Annotated in this window: 22 protein-coding genes; 13 read left to right on the top strand and 9 right to left on the bottom strand. The window is 41.0% G+C overall.

The window, feature by feature from the left end; all coding sequences use genetic code 11:
- Nucleotides 1-511 precede the first annotated feature (511 nt).
- From leuA to leuD, 4 genes are read left to right on the top strand one after another with little or no spacing between them, the layout of a single operon-like run.
- Complete coding sequence (leuA, locus tag AC27I2_RS16655) at nucleotides 512-2,065, top strand: 2-isopropylmalate synthase (RefSeq protein ID WP_010557777.1); 1,554 nt, start codon at nucleotides 512-514, stop codon at nucleotides 2,063-2,065.
- The gene (gene leuB, locus AC27I2_RS16650; protein ID WP_006793757.1) at nucleotides 2,062-3,138 is read left to right on the top strand and encodes a 3-isopropylmalate dehydrogenase; all 1,077 of its coding nucleotides are present in this window, start codon (nucleotides 2,062-2,064) and stop codon (nucleotides 3,136-3,138) included. Before leuA ends, leuB begins: the two co-directional genes overlap by 4 nt.
- Before the next feature lie 55 nt (nucleotides 3,139-3,193).
- Nucleotides 3,194-4,594 carry a 3-isopropylmalate dehydratase large subunit gene (leuC, locus tag AC27I2_RS16645; RefSeq protein WP_487204921.1) on the top strand — a complete coding sequence of 467 codons (1,401 nt, stop codon included), beginning with the start codon at nucleotides 3,194-3,196 and terminating at the stop codon, nucleotides 4,592-4,594.
- Nucleotides 4,594-5,193, top strand: coding sequence for a 3-isopropylmalate dehydratase small subunit (leuD, locus tag AC27I2_RS16640; protein WP_138527401.1), 600 nt, complete (start codon nucleotides 4,594-4,596; stop codon nucleotides 5,191-5,193). The genes leuC and leuD overlap by 1 nt, the downstream gene beginning before the upstream one ends.
- Before the next feature lie 72 nt (nucleotides 5,194-5,265).
- On the opposite strand, the gene AC27I2_RS16635 is transcribed toward leuD, so the two are convergent.
- The gene (locus AC27I2_RS16635; protein ID WP_487204920.1) at nucleotides 5,266-6,777 is read right to left on the bottom strand and encodes a DUF3360 family protein; all 1,512 of its coding nucleotides are present in this window, start codon (nucleotides 6,775-6,777) and stop codon (nucleotides 5,266-5,268) included.
- 411 nt (nucleotides 6,778-7,188) lie between these two features.
- Between AC27I2_RS16635 and AC27I2_RS16630 the strand changes: the two genes are divergently transcribed.
- Both AC27I2_RS16630 and AC27I2_RS16625 read left to right on the top strand, forming a co-directional pair.
- Nucleotides 7,189-8,175 (top strand): SRPBCC family protein, encoded by a 987-nt coding sequence (locus tag AC27I2_RS16630; RefSeq protein ID WP_487204919.1) that lies wholly within the window; start codon nucleotides 7,189-7,191, stop codon nucleotides 8,173-8,175.
- 43 nt (nucleotides 8,176-8,218) lie between these two features.
- On the top strand, nucleotides 8,219-8,812 hold the full coding sequence (locus tag AC27I2_RS16625; protein ID WP_487204918.1) for a hypothetical protein: 594 nt from the start codon (nucleotides 8,219-8,221) through the stop codon (nucleotides 8,810-8,812).
- Nucleotides 8,813-8,814: 2 nt separating this feature from the next.
- Here AC27I2_RS16625 and AC27I2_RS16620 read toward each other — a convergent pair whose 3' ends face one another.
- Entirely contained in the window at nucleotides 8,815-9,180 is a 366-nt protein-coding gene (locus AC27I2_RS16620) for a hypothetical protein (protein ID WP_487204917.1), read from the bottom strand.
- Between the two features lie 98 nt (nucleotides 9,181-9,278).
- Between AC27I2_RS16620 and AC27I2_RS16615 the strand changes: the two genes are divergently transcribed.
- Nucleotides 9,279-9,725, top strand: coding sequence for a tellurite resistance TerB family protein (locus AC27I2_RS16615; protein ID WP_487204916.1), 447 nt, complete (start codon nucleotides 9,279-9,281; stop codon nucleotides 9,723-9,725).
- 11 nt (nucleotides 9,726-9,736) lie between these two features.
- Here AC27I2_RS16615 and AC27I2_RS16610 read toward each other — a convergent pair whose 3' ends face one another.
- Entirely contained in the window at nucleotides 9,737-10,303 is a 567-nt protein-coding gene (locus AC27I2_RS16610; protein WP_487204915.1) for an NADPH-dependent FMN reductase, read from the bottom strand.
- Nucleotides 10,304-10,422: 119 nt separating this feature from the next.
- Here AC27I2_RS16610 and AC27I2_RS16605 point away from each other — a divergent pair, with 119 nt between their 5' ends.
- On the top strand, nucleotides 10,423-11,322 hold the full coding sequence (locus tag AC27I2_RS16605) for a LysR family transcriptional regulator (RefSeq protein ID WP_487204914.1): 900 nt from the start codon (nucleotides 10,423-10,425) through the stop codon (nucleotides 11,320-11,322).
- On the opposite strand, the gene norR is transcribed toward AC27I2_RS16605, so the two are convergent.
- Nucleotides 11,315-12,871 (bottom strand): nitric oxide reductase transcriptional regulator NorR, encoded by a 1,557-nt coding sequence (norR, locus tag AC27I2_RS16600; RefSeq protein ID WP_487204913.1) that lies wholly within the window; start codon nucleotides 12,869-12,871, stop codon nucleotides 11,315-11,317. The genes AC27I2_RS16605 and norR overlap by 8 nt on opposite strands.
- Nucleotides 12,872-13,031: 160 nt before the next feature.
- On the opposite strand from norR, the gene AC27I2_RS16595 reads away from it, so the two are divergent.
- The 3 genes from AC27I2_RS16595 to hmpA are packed head-to-tail and all read left to right on the top strand — an operon-like array spanning nucleotide 13,032 to nucleotide 15,735.
- Nucleotides 13,032-13,301, top strand: coding sequence for a hypothetical protein (locus AC27I2_RS16595; RefSeq protein ID WP_058403663.1), 270 nt, complete (start codon nucleotides 13,032-13,034; stop codon nucleotides 13,299-13,301).
- Nucleotides 13,301-14,533, top strand: coding sequence for an NnrS family protein (locus tag AC27I2_RS16590; protein ID WP_487204912.1), 1,233 nt, complete (start codon nucleotides 13,301-13,303; stop codon nucleotides 14,531-14,533). Before AC27I2_RS16595 ends, AC27I2_RS16590 begins: the two co-directional genes overlap by 1 nt.
- A gap of 20 nt (nucleotides 14,534-14,553) precedes the next feature.
- Nucleotides 14,554-15,735 carry an NO-inducible flavohemoprotein gene (gene hmpA, locus AC27I2_RS16585; RefSeq protein ID WP_487204911.1) on the top strand — a complete coding sequence of 394 codons (1,182 nt, stop codon included), beginning with the start codon at nucleotides 14,554-14,556 and terminating at the stop codon, nucleotides 15,733-15,735.
- A gap of 60 nt (nucleotides 15,736-15,795) precedes the next feature.
- On the opposite strand, the gene AC27I2_RS16580 is transcribed toward hmpA, so the two are convergent.
- The 4 genes from AC27I2_RS16580 to AC27I2_RS16565 all read right to left on the bottom strand — a co-directional run bounded on the left by AC27I2_RS16580 (nucleotide 15,796) and on the right by AC27I2_RS16565 (nucleotide 19,345).
- A complete protein-coding gene (locus tag AC27I2_RS16580) occupies nucleotides 15,796-16,167 on the bottom strand; it encodes a hypothetical protein (protein WP_487204910.1) in 372 nt (123 codons plus the stop codon).
- Nucleotides 16,167-17,783 (bottom strand): S41 family peptidase, encoded by a 1,617-nt coding sequence (locus tag AC27I2_RS16575; protein ID WP_219422955.1) that lies wholly within the window; start codon nucleotides 17,781-17,783, stop codon nucleotides 16,167-16,169. The genes AC27I2_RS16580 and AC27I2_RS16575 overlap by 1 nt, the downstream gene beginning before the upstream one ends.
- Before the next feature lie 147 nt (nucleotides 17,784-17,930).
- A complete protein-coding gene (locus AC27I2_RS16570; RefSeq protein ID WP_487204909.1) occupies nucleotides 17,931-18,584 on the bottom strand; it encodes an endonuclease in 654 nt (217 codons plus the stop codon).
- A gap of 62 nt (nucleotides 18,585-18,646) precedes the next feature.
- Complete coding sequence (locus AC27I2_RS16565; protein ID WP_058403629.1) at nucleotides 18,647-19,345, bottom strand: hypothetical protein; 699 nt, start codon at nucleotides 19,343-19,345, stop codon at nucleotides 18,647-18,649.
- A 246-nt stretch (nucleotides 19,346-19,591) separates the two neighbouring features.
- Between AC27I2_RS16565 and AC27I2_RS16560 the strand changes: the two genes are divergently transcribed.
- Nucleotides 19,592-19,972 carry a hypothetical protein gene (locus tag AC27I2_RS16560; RefSeq protein WP_006793771.1) on the top strand — a complete coding sequence of 127 codons (381 nt, stop codon included), beginning with the start codon at nucleotides 19,592-19,594 and terminating at the stop codon, nucleotides 19,970-19,972.
- Nucleotide 19,973: 1 nt separating this feature from the next.
- Here AC27I2_RS16560 and AC27I2_RS16555 read toward each other — a convergent pair whose 3' ends face one another.
- Nucleotides 19,974-20,417, bottom strand: coding sequence for a PaaI family thioesterase (locus AC27I2_RS16555; protein WP_058403628.1), 444 nt, complete (start codon nucleotides 20,415-20,417; stop codon nucleotides 19,974-19,976).
- Between the two features lie 176 nt (nucleotides 20,418-20,593).
- On the opposite strand from AC27I2_RS16555, the gene lexA reads away from it, so the two are divergent.
- Entirely contained in the window at nucleotides 20,594-21,211 is a 618-nt protein-coding gene (gene lexA / locus AC27I2_RS16550) for a transcriptional repressor LexA (protein ID WP_006793773.1), read from the top strand.
- The last annotated feature ends 344 nt before the right edge of the window (nucleotides 21,212-21,555 follow it).

Raw genomic sequence — 21,555 nt, 5'->3', positions numbered from 1 at the left:
TATAAATTGCTTCGTGGCTCACTAATACAATTAATTTTTTGACTAAAAGTAAATAAAGCTCATTAAGATGGGCTTTTTTAATTATTAAAAACGGGATACTTCATAAGCCCAGATAAAAATAATAAAACTTATCTAATCGGGGATCACTTTAAAGCTGATTTGATTATGATAATAAGAAGCTTGCTTGGTATTTTTAATCTTTTAATTTGAGTTTTTTTAGTTTTTATTTTCTTTATTGCTGTGTTTTAAAGGTCTTTTGTGGAATTTTTATGCTTGCTTCCATCTCTAGGTAATGTTAAAAATAGGCCTCACTGAACACACACACAAGAAACAAGATGCAAAATATTCGTTTAATTACACTAAAACTTAACCTCTTACTGCTATGGCAAGTAAGCGGGGATTAGTGTGTTTGCATTGAGTTGAACATTAAAAACCCCGCAATTGCGGGGTTTTTTTTATCTCGCGGCTGGGATAAATTGAAATTTGGGTAACACAGGAATGAGGGGCAGTTATGCAAGACAAAGATAAAGTATGGATTTTTGATACCACCTTACGTGATGGCGAGCAGGCACTTAAAGCAAGCCTTACAGAAGACGATAAAATTCAGTTAGCGCATACTATTAGCCGCTTGAATGTTGATGTGATGGAAGTAGGTTTTCCGGTTTCGAGCCCTGCTGATTTTCGCTCGGTGCAACGTATTGCAACCGAAGTGAAAGGCCCAATTATTTGTGGTTTAGCACGCTCGGTTGCTAAAGACATTGAAGCCTGTGGTGAGGCGCTTCGCACAGCACAGCAAAGTCGTATTCATACTTTTATTGCCACAAGCCCTTTGCACCTTGAACACAAATTACGCATGAGCCTAGATGATGCAACGGCAATGGCGGTTAAATCAATTAAATTAGCGCGTAACTACACTGATGATGTTGAGTTTTCGTGTGAAGATGCAGGGCGTACGCCGCATTGGGATTTATGTAAAATTGTTGAGCAGGCAATTAATGCGGGTGCCTCTACTATTAACTTGCCAGATACGGTTGGCTTTGTAACGCCAGACGAATACGCTGCAATGATCCGCCACTTAATGAATAACGTGCCAAATATTGATAAAGCGCGTTTAAGCGTGCATTGTCATAACGATTTAGGTTTAGCTGTAGCTAACTCGGTAGCCGCTGTACAAGCAGGTGCTCGCCAAATTGAATGTACAATAAATGGAATTGGTGAGCGTGCGGGTAACTGTTCGCTTGAAGAAGTGGCGATGATCATGAAAATGCGCAAAGACCACTTAAAAGTTCACACCGATATTAAAAGTGAAGAAATTTATCGCGCATCTCGCCAAGTGGCAAAAATTTGTAATATGCCGGTACAGCCAAATAAAGCGATTGTGGGCGAAAACGCCTTTGCACATAGCTCGGGCATTCACCAAGATGGCGTATTAAAAGCACAAAATACGTACGAAATTATGTCGCCAGAAAGCGTAGGTGTGCCAAATAACCAATTAAATATGACCTCGCGTTCGGGCCGTCATGTTATTGAGCACCGCTTAGAAGAGTTAGGGTACCAAAAAGCTGATTACGATATGGACAGCTTATACGAAAGCTTTTTAGCGTTAGCGGATCAAAAAGGCACGGTATACGATTACGACCTTGAAGCCATGATTTACTTAAATCAAATTAACGACAAAGACGAAAAATACCAGTTAGAGTTTGTAAACTCAGCGTCTAACTCACAGTCGGTAGCAAGCTCAACTATTGGTATGGTGATTGATGGCGAAGTTAAACAAGAAGCTGCTACAGGTAATGGCCCGGTAGAGGCGTCGTTTGCGGCAATTGAGCGCTTAACCGGTATGAGCGTTGAAATGATTGAATACAACTTAGAAGCCACTGGCCAAGGCGCAAGCTCGCTTGGTCAAGTAAACATTATTGCTAAATACGATGGCCGCCCTTATCACGGTGCGGGTATTGCTGCGGATGTGGTAGAAGCGTCGGTACGCGCCATGATCCGTGTTTACAACTTAATTTATCGTGCACAAAAAGTGTCTGATTTAAAACAACAAAGGAAAGCAGGATGAGTAAAACAAACTACAGCGTTGCAGTATTAGCTGGCGACGGTATTGGCCCAGAAGTAATGGCAGCAGCAGAGCAAGTACTTGATGCTGTGAGCAATAAGTTTGGTTTTACTCTAAACCGCGAGCATCATGCTATTGGTGGTGCAGCCATTGATGAATTTGGTGAAGCATTACCACCAAAAACACTAAGCGCGTGTGAAAACGCCGATGCCATTTTATTTGGCTCAGTAGGTGGCCCTAAGTGGGAAAACCTACCACCAAATGAGCAACCTGAGCGTGCATCGCTTTTACCGCTTCGTAAGCACTTTGGTTTGTTTTGTAATTTACGCCCAGCGCAGCTTTTACCGGCGCTTAGCGCAGCCTCGCCATTACGTGCCGACATTAGCGAAAAAGGTTTTGATATTTTATGTGTGCGCGAGCTTACCGGCGGTATTTACTTTGGTGAAAAAGGGCGAGGTGGCGAAGGCGAAGAAGAGTTTGCCTTTGATACGCAAAACTACTCGCGTAAAGAAATTGAACGTATAGCTCGTTTTGCTTTTGAAGCAGCAAAATTACGCAGTAACCATGTAACCTCAGTAGATAAAGCCAACGTACTTGCATCAAGCGTATTATGGCGTGAAGTCGTTACCGAAGTAAGCAAAGACTACCCAGAAGTAAGCCTAGATTACATATACGTAGATAACGCAGCTATGCAGTTAGTTAAACAGCCTAGCCAGTTTGATGTACTACTGTGCGATAACTTATTTGGTGATATTTTGTCAGATGAGTGTGCGATGATCACAGGCTCAATGGGCTTATTACCTTCGGCTAGCTTAAATCAATCGGGCTTTGGTTTGTATGAACCAGCAGGTGGCTCAGCGCCAGATATTGCAGGCAAAGGTGTTGCAAACCCGATTGCGCAAATTTTAAGTGCCGCACTTATGCTACGTTACTCATTAGGGCAAGACGAAGCAGCGCGCACCATTGAAAAAGCCGTAGCCGAAGCCGTTGAAGCAGGCGTTGGCACGCCAGATATCTACCCACAAGGTGGATACAGCACAAGCGATGTCGCAGCAGCCATCGTTTCACGTATTTAATTATTAAAGGCGCAGCACCGTTATGCTACGACTTAACAGAGTAGGGAATTAGCAAGTGGCCCAAACGTTATACGACAAAATTTGGCAAGCACATACCGTTGCCAGCATAAATGAGCAAACTGATTTACTTTATATTGACCGCCATTTAGTGCACGAGGTGACATCACCACAGGCTTTTGCAGGCTTACGTGAAAAAAACCGTAAGGTGCGTTGCCCTGAAAAAACCTTTGCAACGATGGATCATAACGTATCGACTAAAAGCCGATCACTTGATGCCGCAAGCGAAGTATCTAAAAACCAGTTAATGGCGCTAGATGCAAACTGTAAAGAGTTTGGCATTGTACTTTACGATTTAAACTCAATTAACCAAGGTATTGTGCATGTAATGGGGCCTGAGCAAGGTATTACCTTGCCTGGCACTACCATTGTATGTGGTGATAGCCATACCTCTACGCATGGTGCGTTTGGCGCATTAGCACACGGTATTGGTACATCTGAGGTTGAGCACGTATTAGCAACGCAAACGCTACAGCAAAAAAAGGCAAAGTCGTTAAAAATTCAAATTAACGGCGTGCTTCGCCCAACGGTAACCTCTAAAGATTTAATAATGGCGGTTATTGGTAAATTAGGTACTGCTGGTGGCACAGGTTATGTTGCTGAATTTTGTGGTGAAGGCATTGAAGCACTTTCAATGGAAGCCCGTATGACGCTATGTAACATGAGTATTGAAATGGGTGCAAAAGCGGGTTTAATAGCGCCAGATAAAATTACCTATGATTATTTAAAAGGTCGTCCGTTTGCACCAAAAGGCGCTGACTTTGACGCCGCAGTTGCATACTGGGAAACCTTAAAAACAGATGAAGGCGCTGAGTTTGACTTAAGTGTTGAGCTTGAAGCTAACGACATTCAGCCGCAAATTACCTGGGGCACAAGCCCAGAACAAGTAATTGGCGTTGATGAGTGCATACCCGATCCAGAGCAAGAACCTGATTTAATTAAAGCCGATGCTATACGCAGCGCACTTAAATACATGGACTTAAAAGCGGGCGATAAATTATCAAGCGCAAAAGTAGATACAGTTTTTATTGGTTCGTGTACTAATAGCCGTATTGAAGATTTACGTGCAGCGGCAAAAATTGTTGAAGGTAAGCAAGTTGTAGCTGGTATTGAAGCGTTAATTGTACCGGGCTCAGGCCTTGTTAAAAAGCAAGCTGAAGACGAAGGCTTAGCCGATATTTTTAAAGCCGCAGGCTTTGAATGGCGCGAGCCAGGCTGTTCAATGTGTTTAGCGATGAACGATGACCGTTTAGAAGCGGGCAAACGCTGTGCATCTACGTCTAACCGTAATTTTGAAGGCCGCCAAGGTCGTGGCGGGCGCACGCATTTAGTAAGCCCTGCAATGGCAGCAGCAGCTGCAATACATGGTCACTTTGTTGATATAAGAGGAGAAGCCTAATGAGCGTATTTTTTAGTGGCTTAATGGCCCCACTTGATAAAAACAATGTAGATACAGACCAAATTATCCCAAAGCAGTTTTTAACATCAACCAGCCGTGATGGTTTTGATGCAGCACTGTTTTACGATTGGCGTTACCTAGAAAACGGCGAACCAAACCCTGATTTTATTTTAAATCGACCATGCTACCAAGGCGCACAAATATTATTAACGCGCGACAACTTTGGGTGTGGCTCATCGCGTGAGCATGCACCATGGGCGCTTAAGCAATATGGTTTTGAAGTGATTTTAGCGGAAAGTTTTGCTGATATTTTCTTTAATAACTGCGGTAACAACCAAATGCTAGCCATTGCACTACCGGCGGATACGCTTGAGCAATTGTTTGTACTTAGTGAGCAACACGACGATATAAACATTAAAATCGATCTTGAAAACCAAACACTAACAAGCGATAAATTTGCGCCAATTAGTTTTGATATTCGTAAAGACGTAAAAGAGCGTTTATTAAGTGGCTTAGACTTTATTGGTGTGACCGAAACGCTAAATCCACAAATTGATACGTTTGAAAAACAACTTGCTGCTGAGCGCCCTTGGCAGTAACGAAAAGCAATTAATTACATATGAAAACAAAGCGCGGCTGAGTATATAAGCCGCGCTTTTTTATACCCTAAATTAATGTCTAAAATCAGCCATTAGCGCAGGAATGCCCGGCAACATACCAACAATAGCCATAACGGTAGTTAAAACCACAAACATAATGAGTGGTACAACCCAGCGGCTCATTTTAGTTAAATTAGCACTGCGCTCTTTACAGCCAATTAAGCCTAAGTTATCTAGCAGCATAGTCAGTGACCAACCAAAAGCAGGGTTAACCAAGCTTGACGCAAATACTACTATTGCGGCCGATTGCGTTGTTTTACCTTCGCGTGTCATTTCCATACCCGCCTCAAGCAGCGGAATAAACACACCAACAATAAGCGCAACGCAAAGCACGGGTTGCCAAATGGCTAAATCCATTGGGTAACCCCATAAACCCGCAATAATACAAAATACGGCTGTTAAAATGGCGCCCGCCGGAATAGGGCGTTTAGCAATAGCAGCAGGTACAATGTAAGTCCCCCAAGATGAGGTGAAGTTAGCACCTCCGGCAAGTGACCCAAAGGTCTGCCTAACCGATGCACTTAGCATGGTGTCGTCTATGTTCATTTGTACTTTTTCAGTACGTTGCGGGTAACTAATTTTTTGAAAAACTTGATGCCCTAAAAAATCCGGTGACCACATAGCTACAGCCAATACCGCAAATGGCAGCACAACCACAAAGCTTTCAAGTGTCGGTAGGCCAAGCATCCAGCCTGTGTTTTCGCCCCACCAATAAGCTGGGTTCATATTTGGTAAGCCCGGTGCCGTATTAAATTCAAATGGGGCACCGAGTGCAAACGCAACCACACCGCCAATAAGGCAGCTAAGCGGCACCGCTAGCCAGCGCTTTTTAAAATGCTCAAGTAACGCATACAATAAAATGGTGGCTAAAATAACAATAAATGCAATGTGCGCCATATCAATGGCCTCAGCCCATGCAAACAACTTTTTAACCTGCGAAATAGTACCAATAAAGCCCAAGTATATGAGTAAGCCCCCGCACACCCCTTTACTGGTTAAGCGTGCCAGCAAACTCCCTCCTTTGGTGATCGCTAAAATAAAGCCAAAGGCACCAATGAGTAAGCCAAACGCCATAGGGTGGCCGCCAGCGGCAACCACAATAGGAATAAGAGGAATAAGTGGGCCGTGAGTACCGGCTAAGTTAGCCGTGGGTAAAATAAAGCCCGAAAACAAAATAATAAAAATAGAAACAATGAGTAATTCATAGCGTACGTTTTCTAACACAAACGCATCGCTTAAACCTAGTGGCGCTGCAAAAGTAGCGGCAATAGCCCCCACCATAACGACTTTACCAATGGTGCCCGCCATAGCTGGAATCGTGTCTTCAAATTCAAAGCGGTAGTCTCTAAAAGGTAAGTTAGGCCGCCAACGCTTGGGCTGCATAATTTGTAGCTCGTGTTCTAGGTATTCGTCGCGGGTATTAAACTCTGAACTGGGTTTATGATTGTTTTGATAGCTGTTGGTATCATCTACGTGTGTTGCGCTTGTTTTTTCTAGCTCGTTACCCTTTGGGGTTACTGACATAGTCCCTCCTGTTACTCGTTGCTTATTTTTCAAAACGCCCTAAAGCAAATGAATAGTGAAGGGGCAGGGTAGAACAGCTTTTACTCAGGAATGTATAGGCAAAAGGTCGTGTATGATTATTTTTAATACAGTTAATTAAAAAAACAGCTTTACACTAAAAATCATAAAATTACAGAAGGTGATTAAAAGTTTTTATAAATCATATTCTTGATTGCATCATTAATGATGCGCAGAGCTATTTGCCGAATAGTATCGTGTTAACGACAGGTTATTATCCTTTAGTCTTAGTGGTTGTTAAATTTGTTTTATTTCAGGCTATTTGCTTGCAGGAGCCGTTAATTTTGTTTTATTTGTGGTGGAATAATACTTCTGTTACTTTCTGATTGTTAATAACAACAATAAAGAATAGAGATGCAATTCAACTCCCCTAAGTCAATTGGTATTTTACTTGGTACGCTTTACGGCATATTTATGCGGCTGTTTGTAGAGCTATTTGATACTTATAATTTAAGTAGCCTAGTCTCTATATCATTTATGTTTTTAGTGCCCGTTACAATTGGCTATATTCGTATTCATTTTGAATTTAAAAGCGCAAAAACATTAACTAAAAGGCAAATGGTGATAATTGCTTGGCAGCCAATTTTTGTTTTTTTACTTGTCAGTGTTATTACGTTACTTGAAGGCAGTATTTGTGTGGCAATGGCTTTGCCAGCCTTTATGCTCTTTGCAAGTATTGGCGGTTTACTGGCAGGTTTTATTAAAAATCGCAAAACTAAAAACGCTAACCATTCTTTACTTTCAATAGCTTTGCTTCCTGTATTGCTCTCACCTATTGAGGTAAATTATTTACACTTATCAAAAACGTACGAAGTCACCAACTCTATAATTATTGAAGCGCCTATAAACCGTGTGTGGCAGCAGCTTGCAAATGTAAGCACCATAGAGCCACAAGAATTGCCATTTTCGCTTACCCAATTAATAGGTGTACCTAAGCCCTTAGAGGCAAATATGAATGCTGCGGGTGTTGGTGCAATTAGAACCAGTAAATGGCAAAAAGGAGTTATATTTAAAGAAGTTATTACGGATTGGCAGCCAAATAAACAGATGCTTTATAGATTTGACATAGACCCTGATGCTATCCCCGATGACGCACTCGATAAACATGTAAAACTAGGCGGTGAATACTTTTCACCTCTTTACGGTGGGTATGAGTTAAGTGAAGATAAAAGCGGCAATACCATTTTAACTTTAAAAACGACCGTGCAAGATAATACAAATTTTGGTGTTTATTCGCGAATATGGGGTGAGGTCATTTTTCAAGACTTCCATCATTCACTTTTAACATTAATGAAAAACAGAGCAGAGAAGCCACTTGTCGCAGTTATTTCCCAAAATTAACTTAAACCGCTATGGTATTAAAAAATTATTATAAGAGTACTTTATGAAATTATTAACAGCAGCAGCGTTATTACTTGCTTCATCAGTCGCTATTGCGCGCCCTGCGCCTTTGGTATCTATACCAACGCATGATGCGTTTTTTAATAATATTGCAGCGCACTGTGGTAAAGCGTTTGAGGGCAAAGTAAGCATAGATAACGCAAAGGGCCCAAGCTCATTTGATAATAAAAAACTAATCATGCATGTACGCAAATGTACTGATAGCGAGCTGCAAGTACCATTTCATGTGGGTGATGATGCGTCACGTACCTGGATCATTACAAAAACAGGCAGTGGTTTGAGCTTAAAACACGACCATCGCCATGAAGATGGTACTGACGATGCTTCAACCATGTATGGCGGTCATACACTTGATGCGGGTTATGCACAAATGCAGTCGTTTCCTGCTGATCAATACTCTAAAGAATTATTTGTAGCACAAGGTATTGCACAGTCGGCAGGTAATACATGGCAAATGTATATTTACCCTGAGGTATTTACTTACCGTTTAATTCGTCAAGGGCGCGAATTTAAAGTGGATTTTGATTTAACCAAACCTATTACGCCACCCGCTGCACCATGGGGGTACGAAGAGTAAACTTATTGTTCGGGCTCTTCGCATTGCAATAAAACCGTTAAAGGTGGTTGATAGGCACGTGGCTTAGTAGGAAAACGTTCGTATTCTTGCACGCCTTCAAGCACTTTTAACATAAAGGTATTACCACGGCACAACCTCTCTGCATGGCGAAGTAAAAACATACTTTGATTGGCAAAATGCTTATAGTCGTCTGATTGTATTTCTAGTTTGTAATTGCTGTCGTCAATTTTTGTTTGGTAGTAATGCACTTTATTATCAAAGTCGTATGATTTTTCTTTTTCGATGGTGTCGGCTTGCGCAGTGCCTATACTCGAAAGGCCCACCAGTGCGCTACTAATAATAAAGCGTGGTGAAAATAACCCTTTCATAAAATGTATCCTTTAATTTGCGAACTTAATACCCATTAAATACTCATATAAGTTCGGTTTATGTACGTTAAGTCTAACACCCAAAAAGAGATAATGTGATGTTCAAACAAATAAAACAGCTTTTTGCAGCATTCGATGATCAAGCGCCGAGTATAGAGCCGCACGATTTAAAAACAGCGGTAGCAGCGTTGCTAATTGAAGTCATGCGTGCCGATACTAAGCTCGACCATAATGAACAACACACCCTGACTGTAACCTTAAAAAAATATTTTAATTTAACAGATTCTGAGGTTGAAGAGCTCACCACCAATGCTGCAAGCAGTTTAGATGGTGCAATTGATTACTTTCAGTTTTCAAAGCAGATTAATGAACATTGCAGTGCAGCCGAGCGCATCGAAATAATAGAATTGCTATGGTGTTTAGCTTATGCAGACGGTGAAATAGACCCACAAGAAGAGTACGTAATACGTAAAATAGCGGGTCTATTATATGTAACGCATGTTGATTTTATCGCCGCAAAAATAGCGGCGACAAAGCAAAAGTAAAGCGTGTAAGGTTACTTTAATTTGCTTGCAACACTGACTAATTGATGAGCAAGTGAAGATACTTTATCGGCTACTTCTGGGTCGCTAATTTGGCCATTATCGCCAAAAACAGAAAACGCAGAGGGTACAGCAAGTTGATCGGCAAGCACTAACGAACCAATGCCGCTTAAAATATCACGTACGTGGTTTAAACCGCGTAAACCGCCCAATCCACCCGGTGAAGTAGCAAATAATGCCACTACTTTATTACGAAATGCCGGTACTGCACCTTGCTCTGTACGCGATGCCCAATCGATGGCGTTTTTTAATGGCGCAGTGATCGAGCCGTTATACTCTGGGCTTGCCAATAAAATACCATCTGCAGAGCGGAGTTTGTCTTTTAAAAGCTGGGCGTTGACTGGTGTGCCTTGCGCTTCAATGTCCTCGTTAAATAGTGGAATATCTAATTCGTTTAACTGAATAACTTCTACTTCAGCACCGGTTTGCAAAGCAAAACGTGCTGCTTCATTAATAAGTTTTTGATTAAAGCTTTCTTTTCGTAAGCTGCCCGCAAGAGCGATAATTTTTGGTGCTGACATGGATTTGGCCTTTTTATGTTTTAAGTTACATACCTAATGTAGCAAACTTTTACTTGTAGAAAACCCAAATAAACGCAACACTTATGTGCGTATACGCACATAAGTTTAAGGCAGGGCGCATGGCAATAAAATTTGACGACTGGCAAGACGTAAAAGTAGCCTTTGAAGTGGCTCGGCTTGGCACGCTTACCGCTGCGGCAGAGGCACTAAATGTACACCACAGCACAGTGTTAAGACGAATTAACAGCCTTGAAAAAAACCTAGATACCCGCTTGTTTCATCGCCATGCTCGTGGTTACAAGGTAACTGAAATAGGCGCTAAATTATTTGCTACAGCGCAAACTATAGATACCTCGCTCGAAAAGCTACATAACGATATTGCCGCTGCCGATAGTACTTTACGCGGAAGTTTATTACTTACTACGGTTAGTGGGTTTATGGATGTTATGGGCGATGTATGTGAACAATTTCAGGCATTACACCCACAAGTACAGCTTGAAGTTATTTTGGAGCAAAAACGCTTGCGCCTCGATCACGGGCAAGCACATATTGCGCTTCGTGCAGGGCCTAAACCTGATGAAGGTGACTACATTGCTCAGCATCTAGCAAAGCTTTCATCGGGCCTGTATGCTAACAAACGCTACATTGCCAAGCATGGTATGCCCAAATCGTTAAGTGATTTATCGCAGCATAATTTTGTATCAGGAGTTGCGGGATATAACGCGCGGGTGCCTTATTTTGCTTGGGCAGACGAAAACATTCCTGCATCGCAAATCAAATTACGTGTATCAGAAACCGCCGAGGCTACACGCGCTATTATTAAAGGCTTAGGGATTGGTGGTTTACAACATGATGTAGCAGCGCAATATAGCGATTTGGTCCCTGTGCTACACAGTGAATTAAATTGGCCCACCGATGTGTGGTTAGTGACCCATCATTTAGTGCATCGCACCGCGAAAGTACAAGCTTTTGCAGGATTATTAAAAGCGCATTTTAATAAGCCTCAAACTCTTAAATAGTTTTTTTAACCTCAATACCTAAACGCTTAGCAAGGCGTACAAGGTTTGCTCTGTCGAGTTCCAGCACTCTTGCAGTTGCTGCCCAGTTATAATTATGCTGCTTTAGTTGCTCGGTTATAACTGTAAATTGTAAAGATTCAACGGCCTGCTTTAATGGCTGATTACAGGCAGTGTGAATGGTGTTTTGCGTGTTAACTTGCGCTGTATTACTTAGCTGTGGGGTTAAATCGCAGTGCTCGCTTGTAATCGTAACTATAGGGTTTTGCCATTGGCTTTGCTTAGCCTTTAATGCGCTGCGGCTAATAACATGTTCAAGCTCGCGTACATTACCAGGCCAACTGTATTGGTTAAGCAATGCTTGCGCTTCAGTGCTTAGCTTTAATTGTTTAATACCTAATTTACGGGCTGTTTGCTCAATAAAATAACCAGCAAGTAGGGTTATGTCGTGCTCACGTTTATTAAGTGGCGGCACGGTAATAGGGTAAACACTTAGCCGGTGATATAAATCGGCTCTAAAGCGACCTTGTGCTACCTCATGTTTTAAATCACGATTAGTGGCAGCGACTACTCGAACATCTACGTATTTTGGTATGTCTTCACCAACGGTTTGAATTTCACCACTTTGCAGTACGCGCAGCAATTTACTTTGCATAGCCAATGGCAGCTCGCCAATTTCGTCTAAAAATAATGTGCCGCCATCAGCTAGCTGAAACTTACCTTGGCGGGCATTTTGTGCACCAGTAAAAGCGCCTTTGGCATGGCCAAAAAATTCACTCTCTGCAAGATTTTCGGGAAGTGAGGCACAATTTAAGTGAATGAGAGGCTGATCTTTACGTGCAGAATTTAAGTGAATATTACGCGCTACTAACTCTTTTCCTACGCCTGTCTCTCCTAAAACCAATACACTAAAGTTAGAGGCAGCAACTAGTTTTATTTCATTTTTAAGCGTTTTTATTACTGGGCTTTGGCCAATTATTTCACCGCCATCGCGAGTAAGTGCATCACGTGTTAACTCTTGCACAAGTGCACTTGAATGCTGCGCATGTTGTTTGTAATGGGCAAGCTCTAGAGCCGTTTTAAAATGTGCACTACACAGCGTTTGTAAGGTGCTTAGCGTATCTGTGCTGATACTGCTAAAGGCATTTGCATTAAGGCTATCAAACGTGAGTACGCCAAGTAGTGCATTTTTATCGTAAAGGGGTAAGCCTAAACAGGCATGCACAGGAATATCGCCTGTTTTAGCCAGCAGTAGGCCGTCGTATGGGTCGGGCAGTGGGCAGTCGTGTGCAAATTGTAATGCGTGGCTAGCACTACAAATAGCCTTAAGGCGAGGGTGCTCTGCTATTTTAAAACGCCTGCCAAGGCTGTCGGGCATCAGGCCTTTAATGGCTAAGGGTTTAAGTTGCTCGCCCTGCACCACAAGTAATGCACTGGCATCGCTAGGTATTACACGCTCAACCGTTGCCAGTAATTGGTCAAAGCTGTGCTCGTGCAGGGGGCTTTGGGCAAGCTCTAAAGCTACTTGGGTGAGGTTGAATTGCTGGTTCATGTCAAAATGACCTATACGTGTTTTTATGATTTAAAATAGGGTAGGTCATAAAGACTCATTTTGTAAAGTGGTTATATTTAACCTGCTGAATAGTAATGCTTTATTTTATTGGCACAGTATGTGTAATAGCTAAGTAACGTTAATGGTTACTGAGGTAGTTATGGACACACTTACAATAAATAATGTAAGCAACAATGTTGAGTTAGGCTCATTTTTTGAATCGCTTTTATTTACTGCTAATGCCGTATTAGGGTTGAGCTTTATTTGTATAGTTGTAAGTATTTTAATTAGCTACTCCTATGCAGAGTACTTTTCGATGCAGGTACAAATATCAGCACATATTAGCACTATTGTAGTGGCAGCTATTTTAAAAGTTAGTTATGTGCTGCGTTGTGTTGCTCAACATGGTTTAGGGCAGGAAGTACGCTAATGCGCCCACTAAATTTAACCGAGCCAATGCCAGCGCACATAGCTATCCATCACGTAACTAAATGGCCGTTATGGCTGCTTGCATTTAGACCTTACTTTTTAGCCGGCGGTTTGCTGGCATTTTTCTCGATAGGGTATTGGTTACTTATTTTATCAGGCCATGCTAGTTGGCACTTAACCATACCAGCTACATTTTGGCACGCGCATGAAATGCTGTTTGGCTTTGCAGGAGTGGTTGCTGTAGGTTTTTTACTTACGGCGGCACAAACATGGACGGGCATTGGAAGTATAAGTGGCAAAGCACTTATGCTACTTACTTTAATATGGGTAATTGCTCGTTTAGCTTTTTTTATTGTGCTGCCAGATTTTGCCAATATTAATTTATTGGCTGTTATTGTGCTGCAGCTAGTATGGTGGATAGGTGCAATTGCTGCGCTGGCTAATATGCTGTTAAAAGCACGCAGTAAAAATAACTATCAATTTTTAGCTATTTTAAGTGTGTTGTGCTCCCTCAATACACTTTATTTATTACTTGTTTTAAATAACAACATGCAGCTTGCTTTGGCTGTGGTTGACACCGCTGTACTCGTTATTAGCTTACTGGTAGGCATTGTTGCAGGAAGGGTGCTTCCCTTTTTTACTGCTAAAGGTTTATTGCTTAGCGAGCAAACACGCACTCCTAAAATTGATAAAGCACTGCTGTATTTATCAATATTGGCAATTACTTTATTTTTTATCAGTAAGTTATTTTTAAGCTCAATTAGCCCTGCATTAATTGTTGCAATAGTTGCTGCGCTTCACTTAATTCGATCAGGGTTTTGGTGGAACGCAAAAGTGCTAAAAGTGCCTTTATTATGGTCTCTGCATTTTTCTTATCTTGCTTTAGGTGTTGGCTTGATGATGATTGCATTTAGCTTTTACACAAGCGTAATACCCTTCAAAGATGCGCTCCATCTTATCACTATTGGCACAATAGGGATGATGATTTTAGCCATGATGACCCGTGTATCGCTTGGTCATACAGGGCGTACGCTTAGCACCCCTAATTATATATCTGTTGCTTTTGCTCTTGTGCTGGTGGCAGCTATTACTCGCTCAATACTCCCCTTAATTATTGGGCCACACTTTGCTTGGCAGGTAAGTGCTTTGCTGTGGTTAGTGGCTTTTTTGTTATTTTTAATTTACTGCACACCTATATTAACGCGGCGTCGTGTTGATGGGCGTCGTGGTTAGTTTACCTACAGGAATATATTATGTTATCTGATAAAACCATCGAGATTGTTAAAAGCACCGTTCCGTTATTAGCGCAAGCCGGCACGGTTGTTACCGATCATTTTTATAAGCGTTTGTTTAGCCATAACCCAGAGCTTAAAAATATTTTTAATATGGCGAATCAAGACACCGGCCGCCAGCAATTTGCTTTGTTTAACGCCTTAGCGGCATACGCCCAAAATATTGATAACTTAGCAGTGTTAAAAGAGGCATTAGCGCGCATTAACCATAAGCACACCAGTTTAAATATTTTACCAGAGCACTACCCCATTGTTGGTGCTCATTTAATTGGCACCTTAAAAGAGCTTATTCCTGATCAATTTACGCCAGATGTAGAATACGCATGGCGTGAAGCTTACGCATTGCTTGCTGATATTTGTATTACCGAAGAAGCGGCTTTGTATGAACACAGTAAAAACACACTGGGTGGTTGGGTGGGTACTCGCCAATTTGAAATAACCAACAAGCAAGTTGAATCTGAGTTAGTAACAAGCTTTACACTTACGCCGGTTGATGGCGAAGCTATAATTACCCATAAACCTGGCCAATATTTAGGTATTAAAGTTAAGCCAGAGGGCGCTGAATATGAAGAAATTCGCCAGTATTCTATTTCGCAAAAAAGTAACGGTAAAAACTACCGTATTAGTGTTAAAAAAGAGCTACAGCCAAAGCCTGGCATGGTGTCTAATTATTTACACTCACTAGCTCAAGGTGACATAGTTGAACTATACCCGCCTGCAGGAGATTTCTTTTTACGCAATAGTACTCAACCGACGGTACTTATTTCAGCAGGTGTTGGGCAAACGCCAATGCTTGCTATGCTCGAAACGTTATTAAGCGATAACCCTAATCACGACATTCTGTATTTACATGCGTGCGAAAATACTCAGCAGCACTCGTTTGCACACTATTTAAATGAATTAAGTACGGTTTATAACTGTTTGCAAACTATGACGTGGTTTAATCAAAGTAGTGATGGGGCTGATTTTACTGGGCTAATGGATTTAACGGCCATAAAAACACAGTTACCTCTTACAAATGGCAATTTTTACTTATGCGGCCCCGCTGGGTTTATGGCGTTTGTGAAAAGCCAGTTACTGGCACTAGGCGTTAAAAATGAGCATATTCATTACGAAGTGTTTGGTCCGCATCAAGACTTATAAACCAAGTGAAAAATGATAAAGGCACACAGTATTAATGCTGTGTGCCTTTTTAATAGTATTTTATTGCGCTTTACAGCTTACGTTTTTAAGCTCAATGGCCATATCTTTTTTAGGATAATAAAGCACGCACTGCTCGCCGATTATTTGTAAAACAAATTTTTCAGACTTTATATTATGCGCGCCCATTATGGGCATGCCATTTGGGTCTTTACTATTTCCATGGCTTAGTAAAAGCTCGCTACGTTTGGTAAACACAGTGTCGGCAAGTGTAACTAGCGTGCCACCTTTGGCTTTTATAATGGCCTGTTGTAGCACAGTAATAACGCCCGGGTTAACCTCTGTTAATAGCGCAGGTTTTGCAACGACATTACTCATACTATTACACCCCCCTAGGCTAATTAATACCGTGAGTATTGCCAATAACTTTACCATTATTGCTCCTTAGACAACGTAGGCCATGTTAGGTCCATGTTACCGCGAGTGAGCTCATTTGGTGCGTTTAAAGGCTGCAGTTTTTCGCTGGCTGTGGCAAAGCTTGGTACATCTATTTTACTATTAGCGACCGTTGTTGTGATTGGGCATGCACCGTTATTATCTATATGAAAAAGTGCCGTAGATAGTAAAGCTTCGTTACTATCACCAAGTTGATTATCAAAGTCGTCGTTAACAACACACCCTTGTACATCGGCATTAAATTGTGGCGTTGGTGTAGGGGTAAAGCCAGCGGCATATTCACCAAAGCCTTTGCTGTTAACGCCACTAAATTGAATGGTGTAGTAGGTTGTTCCACAGTTGTGTGTAGGCGTAAATCCGTATGGTTTACCACAGGTTGTATCGCCAATAAGTATCACCTCTGCATCTATCCCTTTTAAGCCATTTACAAACGCTTCAGAGGCTGAACAGGTACCTGATGTACTTAATACATACACTTTAGATAAGTTTAAATCAGGTAATTTATCGCCAGTACTGAAAAACGTTGAGTAGTCTATTTCTTCGTCAATAAACGGGAATGGAGAATCAACAGGCTGTTTATCATTTTGTTGCGTTTGATAGTAAAAACGGTTTTGTACATTTGCGCTCCCCGCCACCATATATGCAAGCTGCGAAGACAGTGCTAATAAACCACCGCCGTTGTATCTAAAATCAATAACGAGTTCGTCCACGTTATCGGTTCTAAATTTATTTACTGCATCAATGAGTCCTTCTTGGGCAATACCTATGTGACTATTAAACTGCATATACCCAACGCGCGTGTTATTGCTTGTTACAATCGTTTGTACATTTTGAACTGGAGTCTGCTCGATGTTACCTGCAGTGACATTAAACGTTTTTTCCGTGCCGTCGTTACTGCGTACAATAATTGTATGTGAGTCACCGTTGGTTGGGCTAAATAAGCCTTCGTTTAAAGTGTCTATGCCTGCTTGGGTATTGGTATTAATACTCACACCATCAACTTCAAGTACAGTATCGCCTCGTTGAAAGCCAATTTGGCTTGCTGGAGAGTTATCTTCAAGGTAAGCAACACGTAAAATTCTATCGGCTGAATCACCAATAAATGCCCAGTTAATACCATAGCCAGAAGTGACGCCCGACTGTGCTTCTTGGAAGTAATCTTCAGAGGGTTCTGAAAAATGAAAGTTATCTTTTTTAGCACCCGAATCGGTTAGTTCTTCAGTTTTTAGTTGAGCAAAATAGTCAGCCACGGTATCGAACGATTCAGGGTTGTTATCGGTAATTTCATCATACCAAAGGTATGTTTCGTCGCTCCATGAACGAAGCCATAGTTTTTCGTATAAGGCTGAACCAGCTTGGTCTGGGTATGGTTGGTTATTATTAAACGGATCGTTACCTGTGCGCGGTGTTTCACAAAAGTTTTTAAGTTCGTCTGAAGGTTCAAATACACCAGCAGTCCATGTCGGTGTACTACTTGTTGGTGGCGTGACAGGAGATGGTGTATTGTTGCTACCTCCGCCTCCACCACAACCTGTTAAAGCAAAAACTGAGAGCACGCTGATAATTGCAAGCGATAGTGTGTTGTTTTTAAACATGCTAAGTACTTCCTGTAAATAAGTTATTTAAAATACTACAACACCTGATTATTTATTCAACGTTTAGCTTTTTCTTTATGTAAATAAGTGTGTCATTTTTATTTGCAAAGCAGGAGCTTGAATTTCTTTATTAGTGGATAGGCGCTATTACAGTTTATTGGTCATGTTTTTTAGTGCTAGGTCTTGTTTTTGCCAGGCATTAAAGAGTTTTTGTTGTTGTTTTGAAATTTTTAAACCATACGTTTTTTGCATGTAAGCATAGGCGTCGGCAATTTGTTTACGGGCATAAAATGGTGGCTCAACAACACGTTGCTTAAAGTTTACTTTTACATGACATTGGCCGTATTGAGTCGCGGGCTCACCCAGCATACCAAAGCGGTAATTAGAACGGTCAGCGTTTATTTCGCCAATGGCGGGGGCTAAATTGTTTATGTCGGCTTCCATCTTCCTAAATTTAGCACTGACCTTACGGCAATTTTTTCGCCCGCCGTTTTGCCAACATTGTAGTTGATGGCCAAACTCCCATGCCGGCACTATGTGCTCCCATTCAATACGTAAAGCGCGCTGATTTATTTTGCCAGAGCGCGTGAACGTATTACGAGGTACATAGCCACAACCCGTTGGATCTGGCACTAGTTTTTTACCTTGTTTGTTAATATCACAACCGCAATACAGGCTTTTTGCATTGTTCGGTAGTGTTTTTATTAAGTGCTTTTTAGCAGTAGAGAAACGAGTAAAGTCTTTACTTGATACCGAAAAACAGACACAGCAAGCCAGTAAGGCCAAAATCAATCGGGTCATATCCATCACATACGTGAACTACAGGAGCGCCTAGTTTACTGGCTTAACAGGCAAACATACACTTATTTAAAACTGCGTTTAATCCTTATATTTTGCAATAGCAGCAAAAAACCACTTAAACAAAAAAGTACACTGGTTGCTGCAAAGCTAATTAATAAAGGATTATTAAAGTTTTCACGCTCATCATAATCCATAATATGAAGCATCCAAAAAAAGTCGAAAATTCGCCACAGTGTACTGCGCACAGTAATCACTTGGCCTGTATCTGATGACAAATAGAGGGTGGTGCTAAATGTATCGTTAAATTGTACTTGCCATACATTTTTTTTATAACCGCTTTCTCGTGGTCCTACAGCTAATAATGCGGTACTTTCGGGTTGAGCATCAATAAGTAAATGTGCGTGCGCATTAGCAATTATTTGCTGTTTATTCGGCGCTTTAAATGGTTGCCCAGTAATGCCATTAAAGCTTTGTTGGTTGTCTTTACTGGTTACAGTTATAAGTGGGGTGAATAAGAAATGTGTGAAGGTTATTTTAGTCGGATTGGTTACTTTGGTTGCTATATCATCAATTGATGCGACGTAACTATGGCTTTTAAAAGGGTTGGCTAGAGTGCGTGTTGCTAGGTGTTTACCATGTACTTTTTCAAGCGGAATAGCGCTCATCACTAAACCGCCAAGCAACCAAGCTAGTATTTGTATTCCTAATAGGTAGCCTAACCATTTATGAAGTTTACGTGCTGGCTTAAATATTTTTTTCATAGGTGTTTATCTTATTATTTTTAATAAACATTTTACGCGAATGGTAGGCAAGGTGGGTGCGACAAAATGTCGCACTAGTGCATTAAAACTGAGTTGCAGCACACTAGCGCGAATAGTAAGTAGCAATAACACTCTAAAATAAGAATATTAACTGATAAAGTGTCTATTTATAGGGTGTTGATTTGGTATAACGATAAAACTGCGTTAAAGTTTGCAAGGTAACTATTAGAGGATAAATACGAAACAATGTCGGAAATTCAATTTTTAAATGTAGATCTAGAGCTTGAGTCAAAACAAGATATTAGTGTGCTGGTGGCCGACCTAAAAAAAGTCGCAACGATTTTACATTATGACAAAGACGAATACCGTCAATTAGCGCGTATTGAGGTAGCTGGCGATGTTAAATCACCAGACAAAGCAATAAACCATATTTGTGAGCTTATTGAATCGTGTTCACGCAATGCATTAAAGCAATGGTTAAGCTGTTCACGCAGAACGTTTGATATAGGATTTGAGTCAGGCACATCGCCAAAGTGTTTTAATCAAGCTTTGCATGCAGATACACTACTTCGTATATCTGCTATTGGCGCGGGTATGGAAATAACAATTTACCCTCTCGAGAAGTAACCTACGCTTTTCGTTCAACAACTGCTGCGGTCATTTTTGATACGCAGCACAGTTCGTTACGGCTATTTGTGATTTTTATTTCCCATACTGAGCTACGTTTTCCAATATGAAATGCGCGTGCTGTTGCCGTTAATGTACCATTACGAGAAGCCTTTAAATGGCTTGCACTTATTTCTTGCCCAACACAGTAAAATTTTGTGAAATCGACAACAAAATTAGCAGCATAGCTGGCTACCGTTTCTGCCAGTACAACGTTAGCGCCGCCATGAACCATGCCAATAGGATTATGATGTGCAGGGATTGCAGGCATAGTTGCGACTAAGTAGTCATCGCCTATCTCTGTTATTTCTATTCCCATGGTTTTCATTAGGGTACCTTGGCCACTAATCCCTTCGTCTAATTGTTTACACAGTGCTAATGTAATCGGTTGATGCCAAATACTCATATAGATTCCTTTAAATTTAATGAAGCAAGTTACTATTTTTATAGGCTATTTTAGAAAGCACCTAAAATGTACACGTAAGGAAGTAATTTGGCTATTTGAACGGGTAATTTAAATTTGCGATTTTTATTTAACTGTATATACTCACAGTTAAATGTACTGTATGGAAAACCAGTTGTATGCGCCCATTAACTAAACGCCAAGCTCAAATACTCGAATTAATTAAAGTGTTTATTAAAGACACTGGTATGCCGCCTACACGTGCTGAAATAGCACAAACGTTAGGGTTTAAAAGTGCAAATGCCGCTGAAGAACATTTAAAAGCCCTTGCCAAAAAAGGGGTGATTAAAATGAAGCCAGGCGCAAGCCGAGGGATTCAACTTGTTGAAGAAGAGGAACCGGAGCAATTAGGTTTACCGCTTATTGGCCGAGTTGCGGCAGGCTCACCCATTTTGGCGCAAGAGCATGTTGAGAGCCACTGTAAAATTGATCCATTAATGTTTAAACCAGCTGCTGACTTTTTACTGCGCGTAAATGGTATGAGTATGAAAGATATAGGCATTATGGATGGCGACTTACTTGCTGTACATAAAACACAAGTGGCTGAAAATGGTCAAGTTGTGGTTGCTCGTGTTGATGACGATGTAACAGTAAAACGTATTGAAAAGGCAGGTCGTCAGGTATTACTTCATGCCGAAAATGACGAGTTTGCACCAATTAAGGTCGACCTTGAAACTGAGTCATTCAACATTGAAGGCTTGGCAGTGGGTGTTATTCGTAACGCAGACTGGATGTAGCTTTACCTTATTTTATAAATTGCGCACTATTTTGGTGCGCATTTTTATTTTTTTAAATTTGTTTTTTTTATTCATACTCCTTATTTCATTCTCAGCCCTTACTAACTCTCGATTTTAGCTACTTTTTTCTACGCTAAACTAAATCAACTCTCTACTTTTTACATATTTATTGTTTGTTTTTAATACAAAAAACTTGCATGCTGGTTAAATATTAACTAATTGTTAATGAACTGACGCTGGCAATACTCATCGCTTTTAAGTTTTGAGCACACACAATAAATTTGTTGCTAGCGCAGTGAATGCCAATTTTTTTTATAAATCAAATGGCATTAATACAAAAATAA

The sequence above is a fragment of the Pseudoalteromonas sp. NH0006-46 genome (genome assembly GCF_057547735.1).
This window is presented reverse-complemented; position numbering and strand designations above follow the sequence as displayed.

What these genes read in the sequence shown, in the direction of transcription:
- AC27I2_RS16575 (WP_219422955.1), bottom strand. Translation starts at nt 17,783, where the DNA reads ATGTTTAAAAACAACACACTATCGCTTGCAATTATCAGCGTGCTCTCA.
- AC27I2_RS16580 (WP_487204910.1), bottom strand. Translation starts at nt 16,167, where the DNA reads ATGGTAAAGTTATTGGCAATACTCACGGTATTAATTAGCCTAGGGGGG.
- leuD (WP_138527401.1), top strand. Translation starts at nt 4,594, where the DNA reads ATGAGCGTATTTTTTAGTGGCTTAATGGCCCCACTTGATAAAAACAAT.
- AC27I2_RS16555 (WP_058403628.1), bottom strand. Translation starts at nt 20,417, where the DNA reads ATGAGTATTTGGCATCAACCGATTACATTAGCACTGTGTAAACAATTA.
- norR (WP_487204913.1), bottom strand. Translation starts at nt 12,871, where the DNA reads ATGAACCAGCAATTCAACCTCACCCAAGTAGCTTTAGAGCTTGCCCAA.
- AC27I2_RS16595 (WP_058403663.1), top strand. Translation starts at nt 13,032, where the DNA reads ATGGACACACTTACAATAAATAATGTAAGCAACAATGTTGAGTTAGGC.
- AC27I2_RS16565 (WP_058403629.1), bottom strand. Translation starts at nt 19,345, where the DNA reads ATGAAAAAAATATTTAAGCCAGCACGTAAACTTCATAAATGGTTAGGC.
- AC27I2_RS16625 (WP_487204918.1), top strand. Translation starts at nt 8,219, where the DNA reads ATGAAATTATTAACAGCAGCAGCGTTATTACTTGCTTCATCAGTCGCT.
- AC27I2_RS16560 (WP_006793771.1), top strand. Translation starts at nt 19,592, where the DNA reads ATGTCGGAAATTCAATTTTTAAATGTAGATCTAGAGCTTGAGTCAAAA.
- AC27I2_RS16620 (WP_487204917.1), bottom strand. Translation starts at nt 9,180, where the DNA reads ATGAAAGGGTTATTTTCACCACGCTTTATTATTAGTAGCGCACTGGTG.
- leuB (WP_006793757.1), top strand. Translation starts at nt 2,062, where the DNA reads ATGAGTAAAACAAACTACAGCGTTGCAGTATTAGCTGGCGACGGTATT.
- AC27I2_RS16605 (WP_487204914.1), top strand. Translation starts at nt 10,423, where the DNA reads ATGGCAATAAAATTTGACGACTGGCAAGACGTAAAAGTAGCCTTTGAA.
- lexA (WP_006793773.1), top strand. Translation starts at nt 20,594, where the DNA reads ATGCGCCCATTAACTAAACGCCAAGCTCAAATACTCGAATTAATTAAA.
- hmpA (WP_487204911.1), top strand. Translation starts at nt 14,554, where the DNA reads ATGTTATCTGATAAAACCATCGAGATTGTTAAAAGCACCGTTCCGTTA.
- leuA (WP_010557777.1), top strand. Translation starts at nt 512, where the DNA reads ATGCAAGACAAAGATAAAGTATGGATTTTTGATACCACCTTACGTGAT.
- AC27I2_RS16570 (WP_487204909.1), bottom strand. Translation starts at nt 18,584, where the DNA reads ATGACCCGATTGATTTTGGCCTTACTGGCTTGCTGTGTCTGTTTTTCG.
- AC27I2_RS16635 (WP_487204920.1), bottom strand. Translation starts at nt 6,777, where the DNA reads ATGTCAGTAACCCCAAAGGGTAACGAGCTAGAAAAAACAAGCGCAACA.
- AC27I2_RS16590 (WP_487204912.1), top strand. Translation starts at nt 13,301, where the DNA reads ATGCGCCCACTAAATTTAACCGAGCCAATGCCAGCGCACATAGCTATC.
- AC27I2_RS16630 (WP_487204919.1), top strand. Translation starts at nt 7,189, where the DNA reads ATGCAATTCAACTCCCCTAAGTCAATTGGTATTTTACTTGGTACGCTT.
- AC27I2_RS16610 (WP_487204915.1), bottom strand. Translation starts at nt 10,303, where the DNA reads ATGTCAGCACCAAAAATTATCGCTCTTGCGGGCAGCTTACGAAAAGAA.
- AC27I2_RS16615 (WP_487204916.1), top strand. Translation starts at nt 9,279, where the DNA reads ATGTTCAAACAAATAAAACAGCTTTTTGCAGCATTCGATGATCAAGCG.